This window comes from Rhodococcus phenolicus, from assembly GCF_001646785.1.
GTDB classification, from domain to species: domain Bacteria; phylum Actinomycetota; class Actinomycetes; order Mycobacteriales; family Mycobacteriaceae; genus Rhodococcus; species Rhodococcus phenolicus.
The window spans coordinates 1-23871 of the sequence record NZ_LRRH01000020.1 but is presented as its reverse complement, the minus strand read 5'-3'; the positions used below and the strand labels follow the sequence as shown (position 1 = coordinate 23871).

Sequence of the window (23871 nt, the reverse complement as noted above, 5' to 3'; positions counted from 1 at the left end):
ACCGTGCGCAGCAAGCCCGTTCGCGATCGCGCACGGTGGCAGTGGGTCGTGCGTGGTTCCATGCTCGGTGCTCCTCCCCTCGACGACTGTTGTCGTCCCTCACTCCTTTCGACGCCGTGAGGCCGCACTCGGTTCCACCGCGCGGCGCGGAATGCGCAGTACCACTGGGCGGGATATTCCGCGCCGAACCAGGCCCCGATGTCCGACGATGACGGACAGGACAATCGGAGAGGGTGTGGTGGCGTGAAGGTCGGAGTGGTGATGCCGGTCGAGCTCGGCATGGCGGGCGACCCGGAGGCGGTGCTCAGGTTCGCGCGGACCGCAGAGCAGTTGGGCTTCGACGAGATCTCCGCCGTGGAGCATGCGGTGGTCATCGCGAACACCACCAGCGCCTACCCCTACTCCCCCACCGGCAGGTCGCATCTGCCCGACGACTGCCCTCTGCCGGATCCGCTCGAAGTTCTCTCGTTCGTCGCCGGCGCCACCGACCGGCTCGGCCTGGCCACCGGAGTCCTGGTGGCGCCCAACCACAATCCGGTGGTGCTCGCCAAGCGACTCGCCACCCTGGATCGGCTGTCCCGGGGACGGACCCGGATCTGCCTCGGTATCGGATGGATGCGCGAGGAGATCGAGGCGTGCGGCGGCGACTTCCGTCGGCGCGGCAAGGCCACGGACGAGGCGATCGCGGTGATGCGGGCACTGTGGGCGGGCGGACCCGAGGGTGCCGACTTCGCCGGCGAGTTCCATTCGTTCACCGGTGCGTGTTCCTTCCCGAAACCATTCCGGGACAACAGGGTTCCGCTGTACATCGGCGGGCACAGTGCTGCGGCGGCCCGGCGGGCGGGCCGGATCGGCGACGGTTTCCAGCCTTTGGGACTCGGCGACGACCTCACCGGCGCGATCGCGACGATGCGGGCCGCGGCCACCGAGGCGGGCCGGGATCCCGCCGACGTCGCAGTGGTGCTCGGTGCGACTCTGCCGCGGATGGACGAGTCCAAGATCGAATGGGCCGGTTCGCTCGGATCCGATCGGATCCTGGTGTCGGCGTCGCGGCACGCCACCACCCTCGACGCCGTGCTCGACGAGATGGCGGCGTGCTCGCAACGGTTGTCCCTGGCCTGATCACGCCGGGACCGTTCAGGACGTGCGGGCGGTGCCCGATCATCGGCGGGACACGGAACCGCCTCGGGGCTCGCGGAACAGCCGCCACACCTGAGGGCCCTCCGGCGGCTGGGTGGACGGAGCGGGAGCAGTGGACTGCCGGGTCGACGACCTCTGGGGCCGTTGCACCCCACCCGCGGCGACCGATTCCTGCTACACCGGCGACGGCCCCCGGTCGATCTGCGCCGACAACGCCGCAGCCTTCGCCCACGACCCCGCCGCGGACAGTCCCGAGGTCACCGTCACCCTCCACCAGCGCACCGAGGACGGCGCTCCCGCTCTCGTGATCACCCAGTGCATCCTGGTCGACGGAGGCGCGGCGATCAGCCGGCTCATCGACGTCACCAGGTGGCCGTCCGGGTGGGAACCCGGGATCTGCGACGCGCTCGATGCCGTCCGGCGAGTCACGCTGCCATGGGAACCGGATGCCCGGATTCGCTACGAGAACCTGTTCCGATGTCGTAGCGTGCGCAGCCATGATCACCACAGTCGTCTGGGGCACAGGAAACGTCGGCCGCGCGGCGATTCGTGCCGTCGACGCGCACCCCGAGCTCCACCTCTCCGCGGTGATCGTGCACAACCCCGCCAAGATCGGCCGCGACGCCGGTGACCTCGGCGACGTCGGCCGCGAGCTCGGGATCGCGGCCACCGACGACGTCGGCGCCGTGCTCGCGTCGAAGCCCGACGCCGTCGTGTACGCGGCGTCCGGCGACATCCGACCCGACGACGCGCTCGCCGACATCGTCGCCGCGATCCGGGCCGGCGCCGTCGTCGTGACCACGTCCATGTACCCGCTGTACGACCACCGCAGCGCGCCCGCTGAGATGCGTCAGGCGATCCAGGACGCGATCGACGAGGGCGGTGGATCGCTGTTCGCGTCCGGAATCGACCCCGGTTGGGGCAACGACGTCCTGCCGCTGCTGCTCAGTGGTCTGGCGACCACCGTCGACGTGATCCGCTGCCAGGAGATCTTCGACTACTCCACCTACGACCAGCCCGATTCCGTCCGGTGGCTGGTCGGCATGGGGCAGCCCATGGACTACGCGCCGCCGATGGTCGCGCCCGGCATTCCGACGATGGTGTGGGGCGGTCAGATCCGGCTGATGGCGCGGGCGCTCGGCGTCGAACTCGACGAGATCCGCGAGACCCTCCTGCGCAGGCCCCTGGAATCCACCGTCACCACCGCGACCATGGGCGACTTCGAGGAAGGCACCCAGGGCGCGTTACGGTTCGAGGTGCAGGGCATCGTCGGCGGCGAACCGAGAATCGTCATCGAGCACGTCACCCGCATCCACCCGTCCTGCGCGCCCGACTGGCCCAGCCCCGCGGACGGCGCCGGCGCGCACAAGGTGATCATCGAGGGCAGGCCGCGGATCGAGGTCGCCGTCGAGGCCACCGACGAGGGCGGCAACCGGTCGGCCGGCGGCAACGCGACCGCGGTCGGGCGCCTGGTGGGCGCCATCGACTGGCTCACCCGCAACGAGCCCGGAATGTACGACGCGCTCGACGTCCCGATCCGGCCCGCGATCGGGAAGCTCACCGCCACCACTTTCGAGAGGACCCCGGCATGAACATCGACATCCCCGGGGGCAAGGACCCGATCGGTTACGTGTGGGGTGAGATGGTCCCCGGCATCGGGATCGCCGCCTCGCAGTTCTCGCTGTCGGTGTACGAGCACTCGAGCATCGACCTGCGCGCGTTCGAGGCGGCCCGGCTGCGGATCGCCCAGATCAACGGCTGCATCTTCTGTCAGGACTGGCGCACGGAACGAGACGGCGTCAAGGTCGAGATCGGCTTCGCCGAGGACGTCGAGAACTGGCGTACCACCGAGGCTTTCGACGACCGCACCCGCCTCGCCGCCGAGTACGCCGAGCGGTATGCCCTCGACCACCACGGACTCGACGACGAGTTCTGGGACCGGATGACCGCGTACTACACGCAGGCCGAGATCGTCGAACTGTCGATGAGCATCGGGGCGTGGCTGGCGTTCGGCCGGCTCAACCACGTCCTCGGCCTGGACACCACTTGCGTGCTGCCCGGGCACTGAGCGGGGCGTCGGCACTCGGACCTACCCGGCGGAAAGCGACTCGAAATCCCCGGCATCACCGGCCAGAAAGTCGCCGGACGCCGGTACTGGTACTGAGTGCTCCGGGTCGAGCTTCAACGGTGCGAAACCCCAGCCGGTCGATTTCGGTGCTCAGCAACCGGCACAACGGAACGCACATGTGCGAAGCACCCGTCCCAGACGAATCCCGGTCCGATCGCCGGACGCGGTCAAGCGACCGCCATTTGCCGCCGGCATCGCACTGGAACAATCGGATTCGACATCTACTGTCCTACGTCTTGCGTCCCTGCGGGAGCCTCGGACGGCCGGTCGAAGAGTTACAGGCCTGGGAACTCCGATGGACCGACGACTCGAGACAGAGCAAAGTACTCCACTGTCAAGAACTTTCGCGTGCGCGTACGCCCCAGCGGGTTCGCACCTTCGAGGGCCCGATGCGTGTGTCGCACAGCGATGATTGATCGGCTTCTCTTCCGTAACCATGTCTATACTGTCGCCAACGCAACCTACCGAATCCGCGACATGTGCGCGCCAGGAAGGATCGAGCGTGGAAGCATGACCGAAGACACCACCACGGTGAGAACCGCGAACGCAACGAGCAAGCTGGGTCTGCCTGCAATGACCGCGATGGTTGTGGGTTCGATGGTCGGTGCAGGAGTCTTCCAGTTGCCCTCGCGGTTCGCGAGCGAAACCGGCGTATACGGGGCGGCGATCTCCTGGGCGATTGCCGGCACCGGAATGCTCACCCTCGCGTTCGTATTTCAGAATCTTGCGAGGCGCAAACCGAATCTGGACAACGGCGTGTACGTCTACGCCCGCGAGGGATTCGGCGTTTACCCCGGGTTCCTTTCCGCAGTTGGCTTCTGGGCTTCCGCATGCGCCGGAAATGCATTCTACTGGGTGCTGATCATGACCACCGTGTCGCAGCTGTTCCCGGATCTCGAACCGGTTCTGGGTTCAGGCGACACCTGGTGGGCGTTCGCGGTGTCGGCAGCCGCGGTGTGGGGGTTCTTCTTCCTCATCCGCAACGGTGTGAAGGAAGCTGCATGGATCAACACGATTGTCACCGCCGCGAAATTGGTTCCGCTGCTGCTGTTCCTGGTTCTCGTGATCTTCTTCTTCGAAGCCGACGTCTTCGTGGACAATCTGACCGGCGGGTACGACCTTCCCGGCGGGGACTCCCTGTTTCAGCAGGTGCAAGGCACCATGCTGATCACGGTGTTCGTATTTCTCGGTATCGAAGGTGCGAGCGTGTATTCGCGTCACGCGAAGAAGCGGTCCGATGTCGGTCGGGCAACCGTCCTCGGATTCCTCTCGGTGTTGGCTCTGTTCGCCAGTATCTCGATCCTGTCCTACGGCATCCTTCCCAAAGAAGACATCGCCGCGTTGCAGCAACCATCCATGGGGGGCGTGCTCGAATCCGTGACCGGAGGGTGGGGCGGAACTCTTATCCGGGTCGGACTCATCGTCTCGGTCCTGGGCGCCTATCTCGCCTGGCAACTGCTTGCCGCCGATGTCGTCTACGCTGCAGCCAAAGACAAAGACTTCCCAGCCTACTTCGCACGACTCAACCAGCACGACGCTCCGGAGTCGGCGGTACTGTGGACCTCGATCCTGGTCACCGCCATCCTGTTCGCCGTGCAATTCCTCGGCAACGCACTGGACTTCACCCTCGACCTCACTGCGGCACTGGCACTTTTGCCATTTGCGCTCGCCTCCGCCTACGCCCTGAAAATTGCTCTCACACACGACGGCTATCCCGCCGGCGACCGCGGTCGCACCCGCGAACTGGTCGTGGCTGCGATCTCCACCGTCTACACCTTGTTCCTACTGTGGGCGGCGGGGTACCTGTTCCTCTTTCTCTCCTGCGTGCTGCTCGCTCCGGCGACGCTGCTCTACTATTCCGCGCGTCGCCAGCGGGGCGAGACCGTGTTCACCCGTTCTGGCCTGGTGGTCTTCGCTGTCGTCCTGGCCGGTGCCGTCGTCGGCATCGTGTTGATGGCCACCGGTGTCATCCAGATCGAACAGCCCACTCCGCCTGAGCCCCCTTACCTTCCGCACCAGTGATCCAGGAGAGCCTACATGTCCCGCAGCGCGCCACACGGCGTCCATTCCGAGGTCGGCACACTGAACAAGGTGCTTGTCTGCCGACCGAGCCTGGCACACGAACGATTGACTCCGAGCAACAATGACGACCTCCTGTTCGACGACGTCCTCTGGGTCGACAAAGCCAAGGAGGACCACAGCAAGTTCGTACAAGCGTTGCAGGAGCGCGGAGTCCAGGTCGTCGAGTTACACGACCTGCTCGGTGAGACGATGGGCGTGCCCGGCGCGAAAGCATGGCTTCTGGATCGCAAGATCGTCGCCAACGAGGTCGGTCTCGGGCTCGTCGACGACACAAGAGCATTCCTGGACTCGCTGCCGAACGACCAGCTGGCCGAGTTCCTCGTCGGAGGGTTGTCCACTCGTGATCTTCCCGACGATTTCCGTTCGCCCTACCTGGCATTGGCGCGCGAATCCACCGGCGTGAACGAGTACCTGATGCCACCGCTGCCGAACACGCTCTACACCCGCGACACCACCTGCTGGCTCTACGACGGCCTCACGCTCAACCCCCTCTACTGGCCGGCCCGACATGACGAGACCCTGCTCATGAAGGCCATTTACGAGTATCACCCCGATTTCCGAGGAAACACGATCTGGTGGGGCGACCCCGAACAGGACTGGGGCCAAGCCACTCTCGAGGGCGGCGACGTGATGCCGGTCGGGGCAGGCACCGTCCTCATCGGCATGAGCGAACGCACCAGCCGACAGGCCATCACCCAAGTCGCACAGGCACTTTTCCGCGCCGAAGCAGCCGACCGGGTGCTGGTCGCCGGTATGCCCAAACTGCGGGCAGCGATGCATCTGGACACCGTGTTCACCTTCGCCGATCGTGACATCGTCACCTACTATCCGGACATTGTCGACGGCATCCATCCCATCGAACTCCGCCCCGGAGCCGGCGGCCGGCTCGACGTCATCGATCACCAGGGTACGCACTGGATCGACGTCGTCGGCGCCGCGCTTGGAACCCCGCTGCGCAGGATCGAGCCCGGCGGTGGTTGGTATGCCGGGGAACGACAGCAATGGGACAGCGGCAACAACGTCGTCGCGGTTGAACCAGGCGTCGTCTTCGCCTACGACCGAAACACCCACACCAACCGCCTATTGCGCGATGCGGGCGTCGAAGTCCTCGAGATCACCGGCGCCGAACTCGGACGAGGCCGCGGCGGCGGACACTGCATGACCTGCCCCCTCTCGCGAGATCCCGTCGACTACTGACTCGACCGGTCACCCCCTGCAAGGGGCAGCATCTCGCACAGCGAGTTGCGCACTCGAAGGTGTCATCGCCGAACGCACGTCACCGAGTGGTTTCGAAAAGTTCGCCTGACCAGGCACGAACTTCGTGCAACAGGGCACTGAACCGTCGAGTACGAGCTGAACACCCCCCCGGCGGGTGTGACGAGGCTCAGGGAGAATCCCGGCTGTGCTCAACGAAGATCCCCACCCCTCGGCGGTGTTCACGGTGGCGGTTGTCGGGTGCTCCCATCTCCGTTGACGGACTCCAGCGCCCGCGCCCCCTCCGCCACGATCGCGGCGTCCGGTGGTTCCAGCACCTCGGCAGGTACCGAACCCGGTATCGTCCATTGCCCGATCCTGTTCGGGCGGTAGGTGATTCGTAGTTCCGACACCGGTACAGCACGGGCCGCCCCATTCGCGTCGAGGCCGGATGCGGAGACAGCCGACCGATGGAGGTCAGCGCTGTCCGCAGGGATATCGAACACGGTGTCCACCTCGGGCGAGACCTCCTCCACCGCGTCCCGGTCCGGTGGTGCCGCCACCGTCCGATCGGGCGTGGTGGGCGGGTCGGTGGAACGCACCCTTCGACTGGGCATGTCGTTCTCCTGCTCTCGAGTCGAGGCCGCGGACACGGTACGCGGTGTACAAGTCGAGCGTGCAGGGAAGAAGGCGCCGGGTCACGAGGGCAGTACTCGACTTCACCGGCCCCGTGCGGTGCGCGGCGCGAGAACCGGCCGGCGGATTGCGCGGAGGCCGAGTCCGACCTTCACCCTCTCGGTCGGGCACTCGGCACGGTAACCGCGATGTCCTCCGCGTAGTCGACCGCAAGTTCGCGCCGCGCGATGAGCCACTGGTCGTCGATCAGGCGATAGGTGTCGCGGTAGCGGACCGCGAGGGCGTTGTTGCGCATCCCGTCCCGCCCCCGGTACAGGTGGTGCGCGGTGCAGTACACCCGTCCGGTGGCGGTATCGCCGTCGATGTCGACCACCTGTTGGTGCACCTCGTGGCGAGTGCCGTGCAGGTGCGCGGTGCTCTTCAGCACGACCCCGGCGATCGCCGCCGCGCCGACGGTGACGATCTCCCCCGCTCCGCGGGTGATCGCCGGCGGTTGCACGAACTCGGCGTCGGCGGTGAAGAGGTCGGTGAGGGCGGCGGCGTCCCGATCGTCCACCGCGACGGCGTAGCGGGCGGCCAACTCCGAGGGGGCATTCATGGCCCGAGTATGCGACGACCCGGACGGTCCGCGCTGTCACCGTCCGCTGAGTGGAACCGCGAAGTGCCCCTGGAGTTTCACGGCACGGGCAGGTCCAGGTCGAACCGCGTGCCCTGCCCGGGGCCGGCGCTGGTGGCGGTGAGCGTTCCGCCGTGTGCGGTCGCGAGCCCCCGCGCGATGGTCAGGCCCAGTCCGCTACCCGCGGCACTACGGGCGGAGTCGGCGCGGTGGAACCGTTCGAAGATCGCCTCGAGCCGCTCCGGCGCGATGCCCTCCCCCGTGTCCTTGACACTGATCCGCACCCGGTGCCGGTCGAGCACACGTGCCGACGCGGTGACGGTGCCGCCCTCGGGCGTGTGCCGCAGCGCGTTGTCGAACAGGTTGGCGAGGATCTGCTCGATCCGGTGCCGGTCGAGCGAGAGCACCGGCAGGTCGCGGCCGGAGTGAACGTCCAGCTTCACTGCCTTGTTCGCGAAGCGCGGCGCGGCCGCCGCTGCCGCGGCCGCGACGACCGCGGCGGGGTCGACATCCTCGCGTTCGAGGGTCAGAGCGTCCTCGTCGACCGCCGACAGGACGGACAGATCGGTGACCAGGCGTCCCAGCCGGTCGAGCTGGTCGCGCATGACCTGCCAGGATGTGGCGTCCGCCGGTAGCACGCCGTCCTCGACCGCGTCGACATAAGCGACGAGTGTGGCTACCGGAGTGCGCAATTCGTGGGCGAGATCGGCGAGCAGTTGCTGCCGGGCACGTTCGGTGCGTTCGAGGCGACCGGCCATCGTCGCGAAGGCTTCCTCGAGGCGCGCGAAGTCGGTGTCGGTGCCGGACGGCCGGACGTCGATTCCGTACCGGCCGGCGGTGATGTCACGGGCGGCAGCCACGAGCCGCCCCACGGGCGCGGCGACACGACGGATGACCAGGACGGACGCGACGGTCGCGGCGAGAACTGCCGCGACCGCGCCGGCGATCAGGGCGGTACCGAGAGCCTGCGCGAATGCTTCCTCGGTGTGGGCGCGGACGTGCGGATCGTTCATGCCGGCCTGAGCGAGGTGCTTGTGGAACAGTGGTGGCGCCACCAGCGCGGCGACACCGGCGAGCGCGACACCGGCCACGAGCAACACCAGCAACTGCGCCACCATCAGTCGTCCCTGCAGCCCTGCCGGTTTCATCGCGTCACCATCGCGTATCCGACTCCGCGGACGGTGCGCACGAACCGGGGTGCGGCGGCATCGTCGCCGAGCTTGCGTCGCAGCGCCCCGACGTGGACATCGACTACGTGCGGGTCGCCGAACCAGTCGGGTCCCCACACGTGTTCGAGGATCTGCCCGCGGCTCAACGCGGTGCGGGGCCGGCTCGACAGCAGCTCGAGCACGTCGAATTCGGTGCGAGTCAGTTCGACCGGATGTCCGTCGACGTGCACCGTGCGCGCGGCCGGATCGACTTCGAGCGTGCCGAATCGGCGTATCGGCCCGCCTTCGGCGACGGGCCCCGTCCGGGGCCGGCGCAGCATCGCTTTGACCCGGGCGACCAGTTCGCGAGGGCCGAACGGTTTGACGACGTAGTCGTCGGCCCCGACCGACAGGCCGATCACCTTGTCGAGTTCCTCCCCCTTCGCGGTGAGCATGAGCACGTACGCGTCGGAGAACGTGCGGAGCCTGCGGCACACCTCGAGCCCGTCGAATCCGGGCAGCATCAGGTCGAGGACCACCAGTGCCGGGTCGGCGTCACGGACGGCGTCGACGGCGGACGGGCCGTCGTGCGCCACCGTCACCTCGAATCCCTCGCGGGTGAGATAACCGGCCACCACCCCCGCCAGGGCAACCTCGTCGTCGACCACCAGGATTCGCCGGTTCCCGTCCGTGTGCGCCATGCCTGTGTTCCTACACCGCGGCGCCGCTGTGGCACAGCGGCGCCTCCGGTGCCGGCGTGCGTCACTGCGCAAGCAGCTGCTCCATCGTCGTGATCTCCTGCTGCTGGGTATCGACGATCTGCCGTGCCATGTCGACCGCCGCCGGGTTCCGGCCGTGCTCGATCTCGCCCTGTGCCATCGCGACCGCACCCTGGTGGTGGGCGATCATCTGTGTCATGTACAGCCGGGCCGCGTCGGTGCCTTCGGCGTCTCGCAGTGCCTGCAGATCCTGCGGGGACAGCATTCCCTCCATCCCGCTCATGTCACCGGGCATCTGTTCGGCGGTTGTTTCGGGTTCACCCATCGGCATCTCGTGGTCCGGCGAGTTCATCGGCATGTCGTGACCAGGCGAGTCCATCGGCATGGACGTCATCGGCATCGAGGTCGCCGCGTTCCATTCGTCGAGCCACGCGGTGAGTTGCTCGATCTCCGGCGCCTGCGCTGCCCGGATCTCCTCGGCCAGGGTCCGCACCTCGGCGGGGATGTCCGACTTCGCGAGCACGATCTCGCTCATCTCGACGGCCTGCCGGTGGTGCGGAATCATCATCGCGGCGAACATCACGTCGGCGTCGTTGTGGTCTTCCTCGGCGCCCGGGTTCGACGTCGCGGTCGCCGCCGGGCCCGGCACCTGCTCGGCGCGATCGGGCGCGGCGCCGCCGCACGCCGTCAACGAGAGCAGTACTGCCACCGAAGCCGTACCGGTCGCCAGGAGTCTGTACATGATGTCGTCCGTTCGTGATGAGGTTGCTCGTGGGCAGCGGTGTGCTGCCCACAGCCCAATCTGCCCGCGCCGTGTCGGGGCCGGCCCGGTCGAACGGTCAAGATCCGATCAAGAACCGCGCCGATCTCGCGTCGGTCACGGATCCGCCCGGAGGCCACCGGGGTGCGCCGCGCGCGGGAGAATGTCGGTGTCCGGCGCCCCGATCGGCGAGAGGAGCAGTCCGATGAGCACTCCGACGACCGTGCTCGGCGAGGTCCGTCCCGAACACGACTGTCCGGCGGACGCGGTCCTGGTCTCCCTGCACTACCAGCGCAGTTTCCCGCTGCCGATCGCCTCGGTGTGGGCGGCGGTCACAGAGCCCGACGCGCTGGCCGCCTGGTACGGACGGTGGACCGGGGACCCGTCGTCCGGTCGGGTGCGGTTGACAATGACCGACGAACACGATCGCGCGACGACGGACATCGGGATCGTGGAGTGTGCGGGTCCGCGATTGCTCGTCCTCGATGTGGACGGGTGGCGGCTCGAACTGCGGTTGCGGCAGGTCGGGCAGGTCACGACGCTCGAGTTCACGCACCGGCACGTGCCGCGGTCGGAGGCAGCCGCGATCGGACCCGGCTGGCAGTACTACCTGGATCGTCTCGACACGCTGTTGATGGGACGGAAGACGCCGCGCTGGGCGGACTACGCGGAACTCGGCGAGTCGTACCGGTGAACCGGGCGGCGAGATGTGCCGTGCCGGTCGGACGGTCGGTGCACCGAAATTCCGGTGCACCGACCATCACTTTCGTCGTCTCTGTTCCTCCGGCTGCCGCTGCCGCGGCTCAGCCGCTGTTTCGCAGCGCGGTCGCCAGTCCGTTCATCGTCAGCTGGATGCCCCGCCGCACCTCGTCGCTGTCCTCGCCCGCGCGTAGTCGCCGGAGCAACTCCACCTGCAGGTGGTTGAGCGGTTCGAGGTACGGGAAGCGGTTGTGTACCGATCGGGCCAGCGCCGGGTTGTCGGCCATCAGATCGGGCTGTCCGGTGATCGCCAGGTATGTGCGGACGGTTCGGGCGTGTTCGTCGACGATCTTCCCGAAGACGCGGTCCCGCAGATCCGCGTCGGGAACGAGTTCGGCGTAGCGGGCCGCCAGCCCGAGGTCGGACTTCGCGAGCACCATCGCCATGTTCGACAGCACGGTACGGAAGAACGGCCACCGCTCGTAGAGGTCGGTGAGCGCGGCCCGGCGGGTGTCGTCGTCCCCGATCCAGGTTTCGAAGGCGGTGCCGGTGCCGTACCAACCCGGCAGCATGACGCGGGACTGGGTCCAGGCCAGCACCCAGGGGATCGCCCGCAGATCCGCGATCGACGACGTCGGCTTGCGTGAGGTGGGGCGGCTGCCGATGTTGAGCTGGCCGATCTCACCGACGGGTGTGGCGGTACGGAAGTACTCGACGAATCCGGGGGTGTCGTGCACGAGTTCGCTGTAGGCGGTGCGTGCCCGGAGCGCCAGATCGTCGAGGATCTCGTATGCGGCGGGTGCGTCGGAGCCGAGACCCTCGACGTCGAGCAGCGTGGATTCGAGGGTGGCGGCGACGAGACTTTCGAGATTGCGGCGCGCCGAGCGGGGTTCGGCGTACTTCGCGGCGATCACCTCACCCTGTTCGGTCAGCCGCAGCGAGCCGGTGACCGCGCCGGGGGGTTGCGCGAGGATCGCGTCGTAGCTGGGTCCCCCACCGCGCCCGACGGTGCCGCCGCGCCCGTGGAACAATCGCAGCCGGATGCCGTGCGCGCGTGCACATTCGACGAGGTCGAGTTCGGCGCGGTACAGCGCCCAGTTCGCGGCGAGGTACCCGCCGTCCTTGTTCGAATCGGAATAGCCGAGCATGACCTCCTGCACCGATCCGGCGGAGTCCACGAGGCTGCGGAACTCCGGGATGGACAGGGCAGCACCGAGAATCTCCGCACCGCTGTGCAAGTCCTCAATGGTCTCGAACAGGGGGATCACCGCGACCGGGCAGCGGGGTCCGGTGTCGGTGTGGTCGACGAGGCCGACTTCCTTCAGCAGCACCGCCGCTTCGAGCAGGTCGCTGACCGATCCGCACATGCTGATGATGTAGTGCGGCACTGCCTGCGGACCGAGGAGCCCGACCGCCTCGGCCGCGGCCCGCAGCACTCCGAGCTCGGCGGTGGTGAGTTCCCCGAGCTGCGCGCCGGGGGCGCTGAGCGGTCGGCGGGTGGCGAGTTCGCGGGTGAGCAGTTCGACTTTGGCTTCCTCGGGCAGCGCCTCGTAGTCGCCGGTCACGCCCGCCCATGCGAGGAGTTCGGCGATCACCCGGCCGTGGATCTCGGAGTTCTGCCGCAGGTCGAGCGCACTGAGGTGGAAACCGAACACCTCGACGGCGCTGCGCAGGGCGGCGAGGCGGTCGTCGGCGAGGACCTCGTCTCCGGCGGAACGCAACGAGGCGTCGAGGATGTCGAGGTCGACGAGCAGTTCGGCCCGGCTGGGGTAGGGCTCACGAGTGGGGACGTCGAAATCCGGCGGGTCGTCGAGCAGTCGCTGCGCGGTCGCGGCAAGGCGCCCGCGAATGCCGCGGATCGCGCGTCGGTAGGGTTCGTCGGCTCGTGAGGGCGCCTCGTCTGCTGCGGCCTCGACGAGCGCGGTGAGTTCGTCGGTGACCGCGACGAGTCGCGCGGACATCGACAGTTCCTGCTCGAGTTCGGCGAGTTCGGTGCGGTAGTGGCCGAACACGGTGGTCGCGGCACGATCGGTGGCGCGGTGGACGACATCGGCGGTGACGTTCGGGTTGCCGTCGCGGTCGCCGCCGATCCACGATCCGGTCCGCACGAGGGGTTCGGTGAGCAGGTCGGTGCCGGGCCACCGGGCGCGCAGTTCGCGGCGGACCTCGGCGTCGAGGGCGGGCACCACCGCGAACAGGGAGGCTTCGTAGTAGCGCAGCCCGGTTTCGATCTCGTCCTGGATCCGTAATCGGGACAACCGGATCAGCGCGGTCTGCCACAGAGTGAGGATCTGCTGCCACAGCTGCCGGTCGATCGCGGCGACCTCGGTGGCGTCCTCGGCGCGACCGCGGCGGCGCATGAGGTCGGTGATCCGGGACTGCACGACGAACACGGTGCGACGGCGGGTTTCGGTGGGGTGCGCCGTGATGACCGGTGAGACCAGCGCGTGTTCGAGTGCCGCCGCGACCGCATCCGGGTCGAGATCGGCGGCGTCGAGTTTGGCATAGGTGGCGGCCAGCGAACTGTCCTGGGGCGGTTCCCCGGCGTTGACGTGCAGCGCGCGACGCCGCTCGCGGTGGAGGTCCTCGGCGAGGTTCGCGAGCAGCGCGAAATGACTGAATGCACGGATGACGGGGATCGTGTCGGCGGTGGCGACCTCGCCGAACATGGCCGCGAGGTCGGCGCGGTCCAGTTCGGAGCGACGCACCCGGAAGCTTTCGATCCGGGCCTTCTCGACGAGTTCGTAGGCGGCTTCTCCGGCGTGCCGGCGCACGATCTGCCCGAGGATGCTGCCGAGCAGGCGGATGTCGTCGCGGAGGGGTTCGGTGGCGGCTGTTCCGGTCGGGACGCTCATCCGGTCAGTATCGGCGCGGGGCGCCGGTCGCGCGACCGGAAAGCCGGTCAGCTGAACTTGATCTGCAGCCCGATGCCGAGGATGGCGATCAGCCAGATGATCCCGGTGAAGACGGTGAGGCGGTCAAGGTTCTTCTCCGCGACCGTCGATCCGGACAGGCTCGACTGCACGCCGCCGCCGAACAGGCTGGACAGGCCGCCGCCCTTGCCGCGGTGCAACAGCACCAGCAGGATCAGCAGCAGGCTGGTGACAATCAGCAGAATGTCCAGGAACAGTTCCATGCGGCGTTCGGTGTCCTTCGATGGTCGGTGACGTCGGGCGTCAGCTTACCCGGTGCTCCACATCCGCCCGGTCCCGGCGGCATCCTCCGGTTAGGGAATGTGATTCTCCGAATCAAGAGCGTGATTCGGCGGCGTGTGATCTAAATGAGACGCAAAGAAAACCATACCCCGAAGGAAGTTTCGTGTTGTCTCGCACTGTCCTCCTCCCCGTGCGCCACAGCGCCCGGCTCGCAGCCGCTTTCGCTGTCAGCGGCGCGCTGCTGCTCACCGGCACCGCCACGGCCGGCGCCGTGCCCTTCGACCTCCCGTCCGGGTCGTCCGGTACCGGTGCACCGACCACCGTCGACACTCCCCGTCTGCCCTCGATCGACAACTTCCGCGATCTCGCCGGATCCGGCAGCGGCTACCAGGCAGCGTTCGGACTGCGGGTGCAGCCCGGCGTCTTCTACCGATCCAACGCCCTGACCACCGACGGCGCGGACGCCGCGGTTCTCGACACCCTCGGTATCTCGGCGGTGTACGACCTCCGCACCGACGGCGAGGTCGCCGCTGCCCCGGATCGGGTCCCGGCCGGTGCCGCGTACATCCGGCATCCGTTGCTGTCCGGCAACCTGAGTTCGACGGCGAACCTGAAGACACCGGCGGCGGCACGCGCGTTCATGCAGGACATCAACCGTTCGTTCGTCACCGACCCGCAGCTCCGCGCCGAACTCGGCGCGATGTTCACCGAGTTCGCCCACACCGAGGGCCCTCAACTGTTCCACTGCACCGCCGGGAAGGACCGCGCCGGCTGGACCGCGGCAATGCTGCTGTCCCTCGTCGGCGTCGACCGCGAGACCGTGTATACGGACTACCTGCTGTCCAACGAGTATTCGGGCGACCGCATCCGCGCGACACTGGCCGCGGCCGCCGACGCCCGCGGACCGGAGGCGGCCGCGATCTACGCGCCGCTTCTCGGCGTCGAGCGCGAGTTTCTCGAGGCCGGGTTCACCCAGCTCGAACAGGACTACGGCACGGTCCACAACTACCTCGTCACCGGACTGGGGCTGAGCCCGCAGACACTCGCGACACTGTCCGCGAAGCTCGTAGCCTGACCGGTGGCACCCCGCCCGGCCGGGCGGGGTGCCGCCGGCGCCGGAAGCACGAGTAGGTCGCCGGCGAAACACCCGGCCACGCCGCGCTGCAGGCACGGCAGTCACCCGATCCCCGACCGGAATCGTTCGGCACGAGCATCATCGAAGTCGATGAACGCACCATTGCACGGGAAGGTCGCGGTCGTGGCCGGAGCCACCCGCGGCGCCGGCCGCGGGATCGCCGTAGCACTGGGAGAGGCCGGCGGCACCGTCGTCTGCACCGGGCGCAGCAGTCGTGTGCACGGGAACGCGAGCTCCGACTACGATCGGCGCGAGACCGTCGAAGAGACCGCCGAGATCGTCACTGCGGTCGGCGGAACGGGCGTCGCGATCCAGGTCGACCACCTCGACGCCGACCAGGTGTCCGGACTCGCCGACCGTCTCCGCCGCGACTTCGGCCACATCGCCGTGCTCGTCAACGACATCTGGGGCGCGGAGATCCTCAAAGGCACCCCGGCGCAGTGGAACACACCGGTCTGGGAACACGACCTCGACGCGGGCCTCCGAATCCTGCGGCTCGGTCTCGACACCCACCTGATCACCTCGCATCACCTGCTGCCGCTGCTGGTGGCCGAACCCGGCGGCCTGCTGGTCGAGGTCACCGACGGAACGGCGCACTACAACGCCGGCCACTACCGCATCTCCGTCTTCTACGACCTGGTGAAGAACGCGGTCAACCGGCTGGCCTTCTCCCAGGGGCACGAACTGGCCGCGCACGACGGTACCGCTGTCGCCGTCACGCCCGGCTGGCTGCGCTCGGAGATGATGCTCGACAACTACGGTGTCACCGAGAGCACGTGGCGCGACGCCCTCGACGCCGACCGGCCCGGCCACCTGCCCACGGCGCCTCCGGGTTTCGCATCTTCCGAATCGCCGCTCTACATCGGTCGCGGCATCGCCGCGCTGGCCGCGGACCCTCTCCGGGCTCGCTGGAACCAGCGGTCCGTGACCTCGGCCGAACTCGCCCGCGCGTACCGCTTCACCGATACCGACGGCACCCGGCCCGACGCGTGGGCCGACTCGTGACGGTCCGCGTTATCCGGTCGGCGCGAGGTGGGTGTACCGGTCGCGGCCCGCGAATCCGCCGATCAGGCTCTGGCCGGCGGCGCACACCGCGATCAGGATCAGTACCGGTGCCCAGGTCCCGGTGACATCGAAGATGGCCCCTGCCGCGATCGGGCCGCACATGGCCAGCAGGTATCCGACGCACTGCGCCATTCCGGACAACTGTGCGGTCTGCGCGACCGTACGGGTGCGCAGCCCGAACAGTGACATGGCGAGCACGAATGTCGCACCCGAACTGATACCGGCGACGATCGCCCACAGCAGCACCAGCCCCGGGACCAGGAGGATCCCGACGGTGGCGACGACCAGGATCGCGCCACCGATCACTGCGAGCAGGCTCTGATCGGCCCGATCACCCATCAGCGCGGTCGCGCCCAGACCCGCGACGATTCCGACGACCTGGTAGGCGAACGAATGCCAGCCGGCGGTGGCCGCGTCCACGCCGAGACTCGCCTCGATCGATGGCAGCCACGTCACCAGCAGGTAGAACGTGGTCGACTGCAGGCCCATGAACGCGGTGACCTGCCACGCGACGCCCGAGCGCCACATCGAGCGGCGTGGTCCGGGTTCGACAGCGGGCGGCTGGGCTGCGGGCTCGCCGGGCCGGATCCGGCCGCGCAGGTACCACACGGCCCCCGCGACACACGGCAGGATCGCCCACACCGCCAGCGCGGTCCGCCAGTTGCCGGTCGCGACCGCCAACGGGACCGCCAATCCCGAGCCGAGCCCGGCGGCACCGGTGGTGACCGAGGAGTACACACCGGTGACGGTGGTGAGGCGGCCCGCGTGATCGCGTTTGACGACGGCGGGCAACAGCACGTTCGCGACCGCGATGCCGGAGCCGATCGCCACGGTGCCTACCCACAACCACACCCCGCCGGGCAGGGAACGCACGAGAATCCCGGCGGCGAGCACACCCAGCGCGAGCAGGATCAGCCGCTGCGATCCGTATCGGACGGCGGGCCGGTGGATCCACGGGGACACCGCCGCGAAGCACAGCAGCGGCACCGCCCCCAGGACCCCGAGGCCGGTGCTGCCCAGGCCGGTGTCCGCGCCGATCCGGTCCAGGAGCGGACCGACCGCGGTGATCGGCGGGCGCAGGCACGCGGCGACCAGCAGTACCGCGAGCAGACCGAACAGCACGGTTCGGCGGGTCGGGGCGGAACGGATGGAACCTGCCGCGGCCATCGGCGTGTCTTCACTTTCTGACGAAATGCCGTGGGGCGCAGGATCGGTGCCGATCCTGCGCCCCAAGGGTGGAACTGTCGTTCGCGTCGGCCGCTACAGCAGCGGACCGCCCGCGGCGATCGCCGAGAGCTGCGCGAACTCGTCGGCCTTGAGCGAGGCACCGCCCACCAGGCCGCCGTCGACGTCGGTCTGCGCGATGAGCTCGCCGACGTTCTTGGCGTTCACCGAGCCGCCGTAGAGGACGCGGACGGTCGCGGCCACCTCGGGCGAGGCGAGCTCGCCGAGCGCGGCGCGCACCGCAGCGCACACCTCCTGGGCGTCGGCGGCCGAGGCCACCTTGCCGGTGCCGATGGCCCACACCGGCTCGTACGCGATCACGGTCTTCGCGATCTCGTCGGCGGTCAGGCCCGCGAGCGAGCCCTTCAGTTGCTCGACGTTGTACTCGACGTGGTTACCCGCCTCGCGGATGTCGAGGCCTTCACCGATGCACACGATCGGGGTCAGGCCGTGTTTCAGCGCGGCCTTGGCCTTGTCGCGCACGATCTCGTCGGTCTCGCCGTGCAGCGTGCGCCGCTCGGAGTGACCGACGACGACGAACGTGCATCCCAGCTTGGCGAGCATGCCGCCGGAGATCTCCCCGGTGTAGGCGCCGGAGTCGTGGACCGACACATCCTGCGCACCGTAGGTGAGCTTGATCTTGTCGCCCTCGATGAGCGTCTGCACCGAGCGGATGTCCGTGAACGGCGGGATCACCGTCACGTCGACCTTGTCGAGGTACTTCTCCGGAAGGGTGAACGCGATCTTCTGCACCAGGGCGATGGCCTCGAGATGGTTGAGGTTCATCTTCCAGTTGCCGGCGATGAGCGGCTTGCGTGATGTCATTGCGCTCAGCCCTCCAGAACCGCGATGCCGGGAAGTTCCTTGCCTTCGAGGTACTCGAGGGAGGCACCGCCACCGGTGGAGATGTGCGAGAAACCGTCCTCGGGCAAACCCAGCAGGCGCACGGCCGCGGCCGAGTCGCCGCCGCCGACGACACTGAACGCGCCCTTGCCGGTGGCCTCGATGATGGCTTCGGCGACACCCTTGGTGCCGTCCGCGAACTTCGCGAACTCGAACACGCCCATGGGGCCGTTCCAGAACACGGTCTTCGCGGCCGAGAGCAGCGACGAGAAGCGCGCCACCGACTCGGGCCCGATGTCCAGGCCCATCCAGCCGTCCGGGATCTCGGTGGCCGGAACCACCTTCGACTCGGCATCGGCGGAGAAGCTGTCGGCGACCACGACGTCCTGCGGGATGTGCAGCACGTCGGCGTACTGCTCGAGCAGCGCCTTGCAGGTGTCGATCATCGACTCCTCGAGGAGGGAGTTTCCGACCGAGAACCCTTGCGCGGCAAGGAAGGTGAAGCACATGCCGCCACCGATGACGAGCGTGTCGACCTTCGGTGCGAGCGCCTCGATCACGGCCAGCTTGTCCGAGACCTTCGAGCCGCCGAGCACGACCGCGTACGGACGCTCGGAGTCGGCGGTCAGCCGGGCCAGCACGTCCACCTCGGCCGCGACGAGCGTGCCCGCGTAGTGCGGCAGCAGCGTCGCCACGTCGTACACCGACGCCTGCTTGCGGTGCACCACACCGAAACCGTCGGAGACGAACGCGCCGTCGTCGCCGACGAGTTCGACCAGGTCGCGGGCGAGGGCGAGACGCTCCGCGTCATCCTTGCTGGTTTCGCGCGGATCGAAACGGATGTTCTCGAGCAGGAGGATGTCGCCGTCGGTCAGGCCCTCGGAGCGGGCGAGGGCGTCCTGCCCCACCACGTCACCGGCGAGCTGGACGTTGCGGCCGAGCACCTCACCGAGCTTCGCCGCGACGGGCGCGAGCGAGTACTTCGGGTCCGGCTCGCCCTTGGGGCGGCCGAGGTGCGCGGTGACGACGACCTTGGCACCGGCGTCGGCGAGCGCCTTGATCGTCGGGGCCGACGCGACGATCCGACCGGGGTCGGTGATCGTCGCGCCGTCCAGCGGGACGTTGAGGTCGGAGCGCACCAGCACGCCGCGCCCCTCGACCCCGGCGTCGAGCAGATCCTTCAGGGTCTGAACTGCCACTGTTCGGGTGTCCTCTTCGATCGGTGTCAGAGGGACTTGCCGACGAGGCCGATGAGGTCGGCCAGGCGGTTGGAGTAGCCCCACTCGTTGTCGTACCAGGACACGACCTTGACCTGCTCGTCGATGACCTTGGTCAGCGGCGCGTCGAAGATCGACGAGTGCGGGTCGGTGACGATGTCCGAGGACACGATCGGGTCGGTGTTGTACTTCAGGATGCCCTTGAGCGGGCCCTCCGCAGCGGCCTTCAGCGCGGCGTTGACCTCGTCGACGGTGGCCTTCTTGGTCAGGGTCGCGGTGAGGTCGGTGACCGAGCCGGTCGGGACCGGAACGCGCAGCGCGTAGCCGTCGAGCTTGCCGAGCAGCTCGGGAAGCACGAGGCCGATGGCCTTGGCGGCACCGGTGCCGGTCGGGACGATGTTCAGGGCGGCGGCGCGGGCGCGACGCAGATCCTTGTGCGGCGCGTCCTGCAGGTTCTGGTCCTGGGTGTACGCGTGGATCGTGGTCATCAGGCCCTTCTCGATGCCGAACTCGTCGTTCAGCACCTTGGCGAGGGGGCCGAGGCAGTTCGTGGTGCACGAGGCGTTCGAGATGATGTTCTGCGAGCCGTCGTACTTGTCGTGGTTGACGCCCATGACGATGGTGATGTCCTCGTCGGTGGCGGGCGCCGAGATGATGACCTTCTTGGCGCCGGCGTCGAGGTGGCCCTTGGCCTTGGCGGCGTTGGTGAAGATGCCGGTGGACTCGACGACGACGTCGACACCGAGGTCGCCCCAGGGCAGAGCCGCCGGGCCTTCCTTGATCTCGAGGGCGGTGATCTTCTGGTCGCCGACGTAGATGTAGTCGCCCTCGGCGCGGACGTCCTTGTCGAGACGACCCAGGATCGAGTCGTACTTCAGGAGCGTCGCGAGGGTGTCGTTGTCGGTGAGGTCGTTGACGGCGACGATCTCGATATCGGTGGTGCCGAGTGCCTTCTGGGCCTCGACCGCACGGAAGAAGTTACGTCCGATGCGACCGAAGCCGTTCACGCCTACGCGGACAGTCACGATGAAGCTCCTTTGCCCAAATCTCGATGGTGGTGCAGCTGGTGCCCCTACCCTAATCTGCCGGGTCGAGGAAGGGGGATTCGCCCTGGCGTCGCGCGGCGCCCGACGCCGGGCCGGCGGACTACGCCTCGTCCAGCAGCTCGATCGTCACCGCGGACTCGGTGTCGGGAATACCGAGTTCCTTGGCCCGCCGGTCCGCCATCGACAGAAGCCGCCGGATGCGGCCTGCCACCGCGTCCTTCGTCATCGGCGGATCGGCGAGCTGACCGAGTTCCTCGAGGGACGCCTGGCGGTGCTGGACCCGCAGCGACCCGGCCGCGGCGAGATGGTCGGGCACATCGGAGCCGAGGATCGTCAGAGCCCGCTCGACGCGCGCCGCGGCCGCAACCGCCGCACGCGCCGACCGCCGCAGGTTCGCGTCGTCGAAGTTCGCGAGCCGGTTGGCGGTGGCCCGCACCTCGCGGCGCATGCGTCGTTCCTCCCACGTCAACCGCGTGTCCTGGGCACCCATGTGGGTGAGCAGCGCGCCGATGGCCTCCCCGTCGCGGACCACCACCCGGTCGGCGCCGCGCACCTCACGGGCCTTCGCGGTGATCCCCAGCCGCCGTGCGGCGCCGACGAGCGCGAGCGCCGCCTCGGGGCCGGGGCAGCTGATCTCGAGCGCCGACGAACGCCCCGGTTCGGTGAGCGACCCGTGGGCCAGGAACGCGCCGCGCCACGCAGCCTCGGCGTCGGCGATGCTGCCACCGACCACCTGCGCGGGCAGCCCGCGCACCGGACGCCCGCGCAGGTCGAGCAGGCCGGTCTGCCGGGCGAGGGCCTCCCCGTCCTTCGCGACCCGCACGACGTACCGCGAACTCTTGCGGAGGCCGCCCGCGCCGAGCACGTGGACCTCCGCGGAGTAACCGAACAGTTCGAAGATCTCGCGACGCAACCGGCGGGCGATCGAACCGAGGTCCACCTCGGCTTCGACCACGACACGACCACCCACGATGTGCAGGCCACCGGCGAAACGCAGGAGAGCGGACACCTCGGCCTTGCGGCTGCTGGTGCGGGTCACCGCGAGCCTGCTCAGCTCGTCCTTGACCTCCGCTGTCATTGCCACGAGACGATCTCCCTTCGACTGCTGTCGCGGGTGTCGGCGGCGCCGGACGCGGCAGGCAGATTCGTTGCCAGAACCTCCGCCAGTTTGGCGGGGTCGTGTCGGTGGGTGCCGGTTTCCGCGACGTCCGCGTAGACGATGTCGGCTCCGAAGCGGGCCGCGGCCCGGCACAGGTGTTCGCGTTCGCGGCCGGCGGGCACGGTCGTCGCGTCGACCACGATGTGGTCGACGCGGAAGCCCGGGGCGTGCTGCGCCAGCACGTGCAGGTGACGTTCGGTGGAGAATCCGGCGGTCTCCCCCGGTTCCGCGGCGAGGTTCAGGACCAGCACCTTGCGGGCCCGGGTGCGGGTGAGCGCGTCGCGCAGGTCCGGCACGAGGACGTGCGGGATGACGCTCGAGAACCACGACCCCGGGCCGAGCACCACCAGATCGGCGTCCTCGACCGCGTCGAGCGCATCCGGGGACGCCGGTGGGTCGGCGGGGATCAGGCGGACCCGCCGCACCTTGCCGGGCGTGGTCGCGACCGCGACCTGGCCGCGGATGCCGCGGCTGACGCGCGGATCCGATTCGAGACCGGAGACGTCCGCTTCGATGTCGAGGGGAATCGGCGACATCGGCAGCACGCGGCCGCGGACGTCGAGGACCGCGGCGAGCCGGTCCAGCGCGGCCACCGGGTCGCCGAGGACCTCGGTGAGCCCGGCGAGGATGAGGTTGCCGACCGAGTGCCCGGCGAGCGCGCCGGTGCCGCCGAACCGGTGTTGCACGGTCTCGGTCCACACCCGGACCTCGGGAGTGTCGGCGGCCAGCGCGGCCAGCGCCATGCGCAGGTCACCGGGTGGGATGACGCCGAGTTCGGCGCGCAGCCGGCCGGACGACCCGCCGTCGTCGGCGACCGTGACGATGGCGGTGACCCGGTCGGTGAGACGCCGTACCGCGCTGAGGGTCGCGTACAGGCCGTGACCGCCACCGAGCGCGACGATCGCCGGCGCGGTCATTCGCGGCCCAGATCCCGGTGCACGACGTGCACCGTCAACGCCGGATCCCGGTCGAGGTGTGTGGCGAGCGCTTCGGCCATCGCCACGCTTCGGTGTTTACCGCCGGTGCAGCCCACCGCGATCGTCATGTAGCGCTTTCCCTCCCGGCGGTAGCCGGCCGTGGTCAGTTGGAGCACTCGATGATAGGTCTGCAGGTACTCGTCCGCGCCGTCGCGTGAGAGTACGTAGTCGCGCACGTCGGCGTCCTGCCCGGTGTGGTCGCGTAACTGCGGCACCCAGTGCGGATTCGGCAGGAACCGGACGTCGCACACCAGGTCCGCGTCCATCGGCAGCCCGTACTTGAAGCCGAACGATTCGACGGTCACCTGGATGGTCTCGGCGGCGGCGTCCCCGAACGCGGATTCGATCTTGCGGCGCAGTTCCGGCCCCGACAGCGCGGAGGTGTCGACGACCAGGTCCGCCGCTGCTTTGACGGGGGCCAGCTGGGCGCGTTCTGCGGCGATGCCGTCCGCGAGGGTCCGGTCGGCGGTGTCCGCCTGCAGCGGATGGCTGCGCCGCACCTGTTCGAACCGCCGGACCAGCACGGCATCGGTGGCCTCGAGGAACAGCACCCGGGTGCGGACGGGGCGGGCGGCGAGCTCGGTGACGACCCAGCCCAGGTCCCCGGTGAACAACCGGCTGCGCACATCCATGACCACGGCGAGCCGTTCGAGCGGAGGTTCGGCCTGGACCGCCAGGTCGACCATGGCGATGACCAGTTGCGGCGGCACGTTGTCGGAGACGTACCAGCCGAGATCCTCGAGGGCGGTGGCCGCGGTGCTCATGCCCGCCCCGGACAATCCGGTGACCAAGGTCACCTCGGCGCGGCGATCCCTGGGTGTCGCGGCCGCCTCGGCGCCGTCCGTTTCCGTTCGGTACGGCCCGACCGCAGATTGATGCTTCACAGTTCCGGCTCCGCTCGCGTTCCCGACACGCCGACGATGTCATC

General features: G+C 68.7%; 22 protein-coding genes. 8 read left to right on the top strand and 14 right to left on the bottom strand.

Annotation, left to right across the window (positions count from 1 at the left end):
- Positions 1-243: 243 nt before the first annotated feature.
- Positions 244-1122 carry an LLM class F420-dependent oxidoreductase gene (locus A8G15_RS06965; protein WP_068157116.1) on the top strand — a complete coding sequence of 293 codons (879 nt, stop codon included), beginning with the start codon at positions 244-246 and terminating at the stop codon, positions 1120-1122.
- Between the two features lie 192 nt (positions 1123-1314).
- Here the strand turns inward: A8G15_RS06965 and A8G15_RS06960 are convergent, their stop codons facing one another.
- Positions 1315-1569, bottom strand: coding sequence for a hypothetical protein (locus tag A8G15_RS06960; protein WP_068157113.1), 255 nt, complete (start codon positions 1567-1569; stop codon positions 1315-1317).
- A gap of 68 nt (positions 1570-1637) precedes the next feature.
- On the opposite strand from A8G15_RS06960, the gene A8G15_RS06955 reads away from it, so the two are divergent.
- The 4 genes from A8G15_RS06955 (at position 1638) to A8G15_RS06940 (ending at position 6547) form a co-directional block, all read left to right on the top strand.
- Positions 1638-2732: an NAD(P)H-dependent amine dehydrogenase family protein gene (locus tag A8G15_RS06955; protein ID WP_068157110.1), complete on the top strand. Its 1095-nt coding sequence runs from the start codon at positions 1638-1640 to the stop codon at positions 2730-2732.
- Positions 2729-3208 carry a carboxymuconolactone decarboxylase family protein gene (locus A8G15_RS06950; protein WP_068157107.1) on the top strand — a complete coding sequence of 160 codons (480 nt, stop codon included), beginning with the start codon at positions 2729-2731 and terminating at the stop codon, positions 3206-3208. Before A8G15_RS06955 ends, A8G15_RS06950 begins: the two co-directional genes overlap by 4 nt.
- A 570-nt stretch (positions 3209-3778) precedes the next feature.
- Positions 3779-5290 carry a basic amino acid/polyamine antiporter gene (locus A8G15_RS06945; protein WP_068157103.1) on the top strand — a complete coding sequence of 504 codons (1512 nt, stop codon included), beginning with the start codon at positions 3779-3781 and terminating at the stop codon, positions 5288-5290.
- Between the two features lie 15 nt (positions 5291-5305).
- The gene (locus A8G15_RS06940) at positions 5306-6547 is read left to right on the top strand and encodes an arginine deiminase (RefSeq protein ID WP_068157100.1); all 1242 of its coding nucleotides are present in this window, start codon (positions 5306-5308) and stop codon (positions 6545-6547) included.
- A 784-nt stretch (positions 6548-7331) separates the two neighbouring features.
- On the opposite strand, the gene A8G15_RS06930 is transcribed toward A8G15_RS06940, so the two are convergent.
- The 4 genes from A8G15_RS06930 to A8G15_RS06915 form a co-directional block, all read right to left on the bottom strand.
- Positions 7332-7778, bottom strand: coding sequence for a nuclear transport factor 2 family protein (locus A8G15_RS06930; protein WP_068157092.1), 447 nt, complete (start codon positions 7776-7778; stop codon positions 7332-7334).
- Positions 7779-7855: 77 nt separating this feature from the next.
- Positions 7856-8944 carry a sensor histidine kinase gene (locus A8G15_RS06925; RefSeq protein WP_068157090.1) on the bottom strand — a complete coding sequence of 363 codons (1089 nt, stop codon included), beginning with the start codon at positions 8942-8944 and terminating at the stop codon, positions 7856-7858.
- Positions 8941-9645 carry a response regulator transcription factor gene (locus tag A8G15_RS06920; protein WP_068157086.1) on the bottom strand — a complete coding sequence of 235 codons (705 nt, stop codon included), beginning with the start codon at positions 9643-9645 and terminating at the stop codon, positions 8941-8943. The genes A8G15_RS06925 and A8G15_RS06920 overlap by 4 nt, the downstream gene beginning before the upstream one ends.
- Before the next feature lie 61 nt (positions 9646-9706).
- Positions 9707-10405: a DUF305 domain-containing protein gene (locus A8G15_RS06915; protein ID WP_068157084.1), complete on the bottom strand. Its 699-nt coding sequence runs from the start codon at positions 10403-10405 to the stop codon at positions 9707-9709.
- Positions 10406-10628: 223 nt separating this feature from the next.
- Between A8G15_RS06915 and A8G15_RS06910 the strand changes: the two genes are divergently transcribed.
- Positions 10629-11117, top strand: coding sequence for an SRPBCC domain-containing protein (locus A8G15_RS06910; protein WP_068157080.1), 489 nt, complete (start codon positions 10629-10631; stop codon positions 11115-11117).
- Between the two features lie 109 nt (positions 11118-11226).
- On the opposite strand, the gene ppc is transcribed toward A8G15_RS06910, so the two are convergent.
- Together ppc and secG are read right to left on the bottom strand one after the other, a co-directional pair.
- The gene (gene ppc / locus A8G15_RS06905; protein ID WP_068157078.1) at positions 11227-13977 is read right to left on the bottom strand and encodes a phosphoenolpyruvate carboxylase; all 2751 of its coding nucleotides are present in this window, start codon (positions 13975-13977) and stop codon (positions 11227-11229) included.
- A gap of 47 nt (positions 13978-14024) precedes the next feature.
- Complete coding sequence (secG, locus tag A8G15_RS06900) at positions 14025-14258, bottom strand: preprotein translocase subunit SecG (protein ID WP_068157075.1); 234 nt, start codon at positions 14256-14258, stop codon at positions 14025-14027.
- Between the two features lie 182 nt (positions 14259-14440).
- Here secG and A8G15_RS06895 point away from each other — a divergent pair, with 182 nt between their 5' ends.
- A complete protein-coding gene (locus A8G15_RS06895; protein ID WP_245687743.1) occupies positions 14441-15352 on the top strand; it encodes a tyrosine-protein phosphatase in 912 nt (303 codons plus the stop codon).
- A 150-nt stretch (positions 15353-15502) separates the two neighbouring features.
- Positions 15503-16417, top strand: a complete 915-nt coding sequence (locus A8G15_RS06890) for an SDR family oxidoreductase (RefSeq protein ID WP_068157071.1) — start codon at positions 15503-15505, stop codon at positions 16415-16417.
- Positions 16418-16426: 9 nt separating this feature from the next.
- Here A8G15_RS06890 and A8G15_RS06885 read toward each other — a convergent pair whose 3' ends face one another.
- The 7 genes from A8G15_RS06885 to rapZ form a co-directional block, all read right to left on the bottom strand.
- The gene (locus A8G15_RS06885) at positions 16427-17644 is read right to left on the bottom strand and encodes a CynX/NimT family MFS transporter (RefSeq protein ID WP_068157067.1); all 1218 of its coding nucleotides are present in this window, start codon (positions 17642-17644) and stop codon (positions 16427-16429) included.
- 93 nt (positions 17645-17737) lie between these two features.
- Positions 17738-18526, bottom strand: coding sequence for a triose-phosphate isomerase (gene tpiA, locus A8G15_RS06880; RefSeq protein ID WP_068157064.1), 789 nt, complete (start codon positions 18524-18526; stop codon positions 17738-17740).
- Between the two features lie 5 nt (positions 18527-18531).
- The gene (locus A8G15_RS06875; RefSeq protein ID WP_068157061.1) at positions 18532-19743 is read right to left on the bottom strand and encodes a phosphoglycerate kinase; all 1212 of its coding nucleotides are present in this window, start codon (positions 19741-19743) and stop codon (positions 18532-18534) included.
- Positions 19744-19769: 26 nt separating this feature from the next.
- Positions 19770-20786: a type I glyceraldehyde-3-phosphate dehydrogenase gene (gene gap / locus A8G15_RS06870; protein WP_068157058.1), complete on the bottom strand. Its 1017-nt coding sequence runs from the start codon at positions 20784-20786 to the stop codon at positions 19770-19772.
- 121 nt (positions 20787-20907) lie between these two features.
- On the bottom strand, positions 20908-21885 hold the full coding sequence (gene whiA, locus A8G15_RS06865; protein ID WP_211270126.1) for a DNA-binding protein WhiA: 978 nt from the start codon (positions 21883-21885) through the stop codon (positions 20908-20910).
- Entirely contained in the window at positions 21882-22883 is a 1002-nt protein-coding gene (locus A8G15_RS06860) for a gluconeogenesis factor YvcK family protein (RefSeq protein ID WP_068157052.1), read from the bottom strand. Before A8G15_RS06860 ends, whiA begins: the two co-directional genes overlap by 4 nt.
- A complete protein-coding gene (gene rapZ / locus A8G15_RS06855) occupies positions 22880-23740 on the bottom strand; it encodes an RNase adapter RapZ (RefSeq protein WP_068157353.1) in 861 nt (286 codons plus the stop codon). The genes A8G15_RS06860 and rapZ overlap by 4 nt, the downstream gene beginning before the upstream one ends.
- Between the last annotated feature and the right edge of the window lie 131 nt (positions 23741-23871).

What these genes read in the sequence shown, in the direction of transcription:
- A8G15_RS06955 (WP_068157110.1), top strand. Translation starts at nt 1,638, where the DNA reads ATGATCACCACAGTCGTCTGGGGCACAGGAAACGTCGGCCGCGCGGCG.
- A8G15_RS06915 (WP_068157084.1), bottom strand. Translation starts at nt 10,405, where the DNA reads ATGTACAGACTCCTGGCGACCGGTACGGCTTCGGTGGCAGTACTGCTC.
- A8G15_RS06910 (WP_068157080.1), top strand. Translation starts at nt 10,629, where the DNA reads ATGAGCACTCCGACGACCGTGCTCGGCGAGGTCCGTCCCGAACACGAC.
- A8G15_RS06890 (WP_068157071.1), top strand. Translation starts at nt 15,503, where the DNA reads ATGAACGCACCATTGCACGGGAAGGTCGCGGTCGTGGCCGGAGCCACC.
- tpiA (WP_068157064.1), bottom strand. Translation starts at nt 18,526, where the DNA reads ATGACATCACGCAAGCCGCTCATCGCCGGCAACTGGAAGATGAACCTC.
- A8G15_RS06860 (WP_068157052.1), bottom strand. Translation starts at nt 22,883, where the DNA reads ATGACCGCGCCGGCGATCGTCGCGCTCGGTGGCGGTCACGGCCTGTAC.
- A8G15_RS06930 (WP_068157092.1), bottom strand. Translation starts at nt 7,778, where the DNA reads ATGAATGCCCCCTCGGAGTTGGCCGCCCGCTACGCCGTCGCGGTGGAC.
- A8G15_RS06940 (WP_068157100.1), top strand. Translation starts at nt 5,306, where the DNA reads ATGTCCCGCAGCGCGCCACACGGCGTCCATTCCGAGGTCGGCACACTG.
- whiA (WP_211270126.1), bottom strand. Translation starts at nt 21,885, where the DNA reads ATGACAGCGGAGGTCAAGGACGAGCTGAGCAGGCTCGCGGTGACCCGC.
- secG (WP_068157075.1), bottom strand. Translation starts at nt 14,258, where the DNA reads ATGGAACTGTTCCTGGACATTCTGCTGATTGTCACCAGCCTGCTGCTG.
- A8G15_RS06885 (WP_068157067.1), bottom strand. Translation starts at nt 17,644, where the DNA reads ATGGCCGCGGCAGGTTCCATCCGTTCCGCCCCGACCCGCCGAACCGTG.
- A8G15_RS06950 (WP_068157107.1), top strand. Translation starts at nt 2,729, where the DNA reads ATGAACATCGACATCCCCGGGGGCAAGGACCCGATCGGTTACGTGTGG.
- A8G15_RS06945 (WP_068157103.1), top strand. Translation starts at nt 3,779, where the DNA reads ATGACCGAAGACACCACCACGGTGAGAACCGCGAACGCAACGAGCAAG.
- A8G15_RS06920 (WP_068157086.1), bottom strand. Translation starts at nt 9,645, where the DNA reads ATGGCGCACACGGACGGGAACCGGCGAATCCTGGTGGTCGACGACGAG.
- ppc (WP_068157078.1), bottom strand. Translation starts at nt 13,977, where the DNA reads ATGAGCGTCCCGACCGGAACAGCCGCCACCGAACCCCTCCGCGACGAC.
- A8G15_RS06925 (WP_068157090.1), bottom strand. Translation starts at nt 8,944, where the DNA reads ATGAAACCGGCAGGGCTGCAGGGACGACTGATGGTGGCGCAGTTGCTG.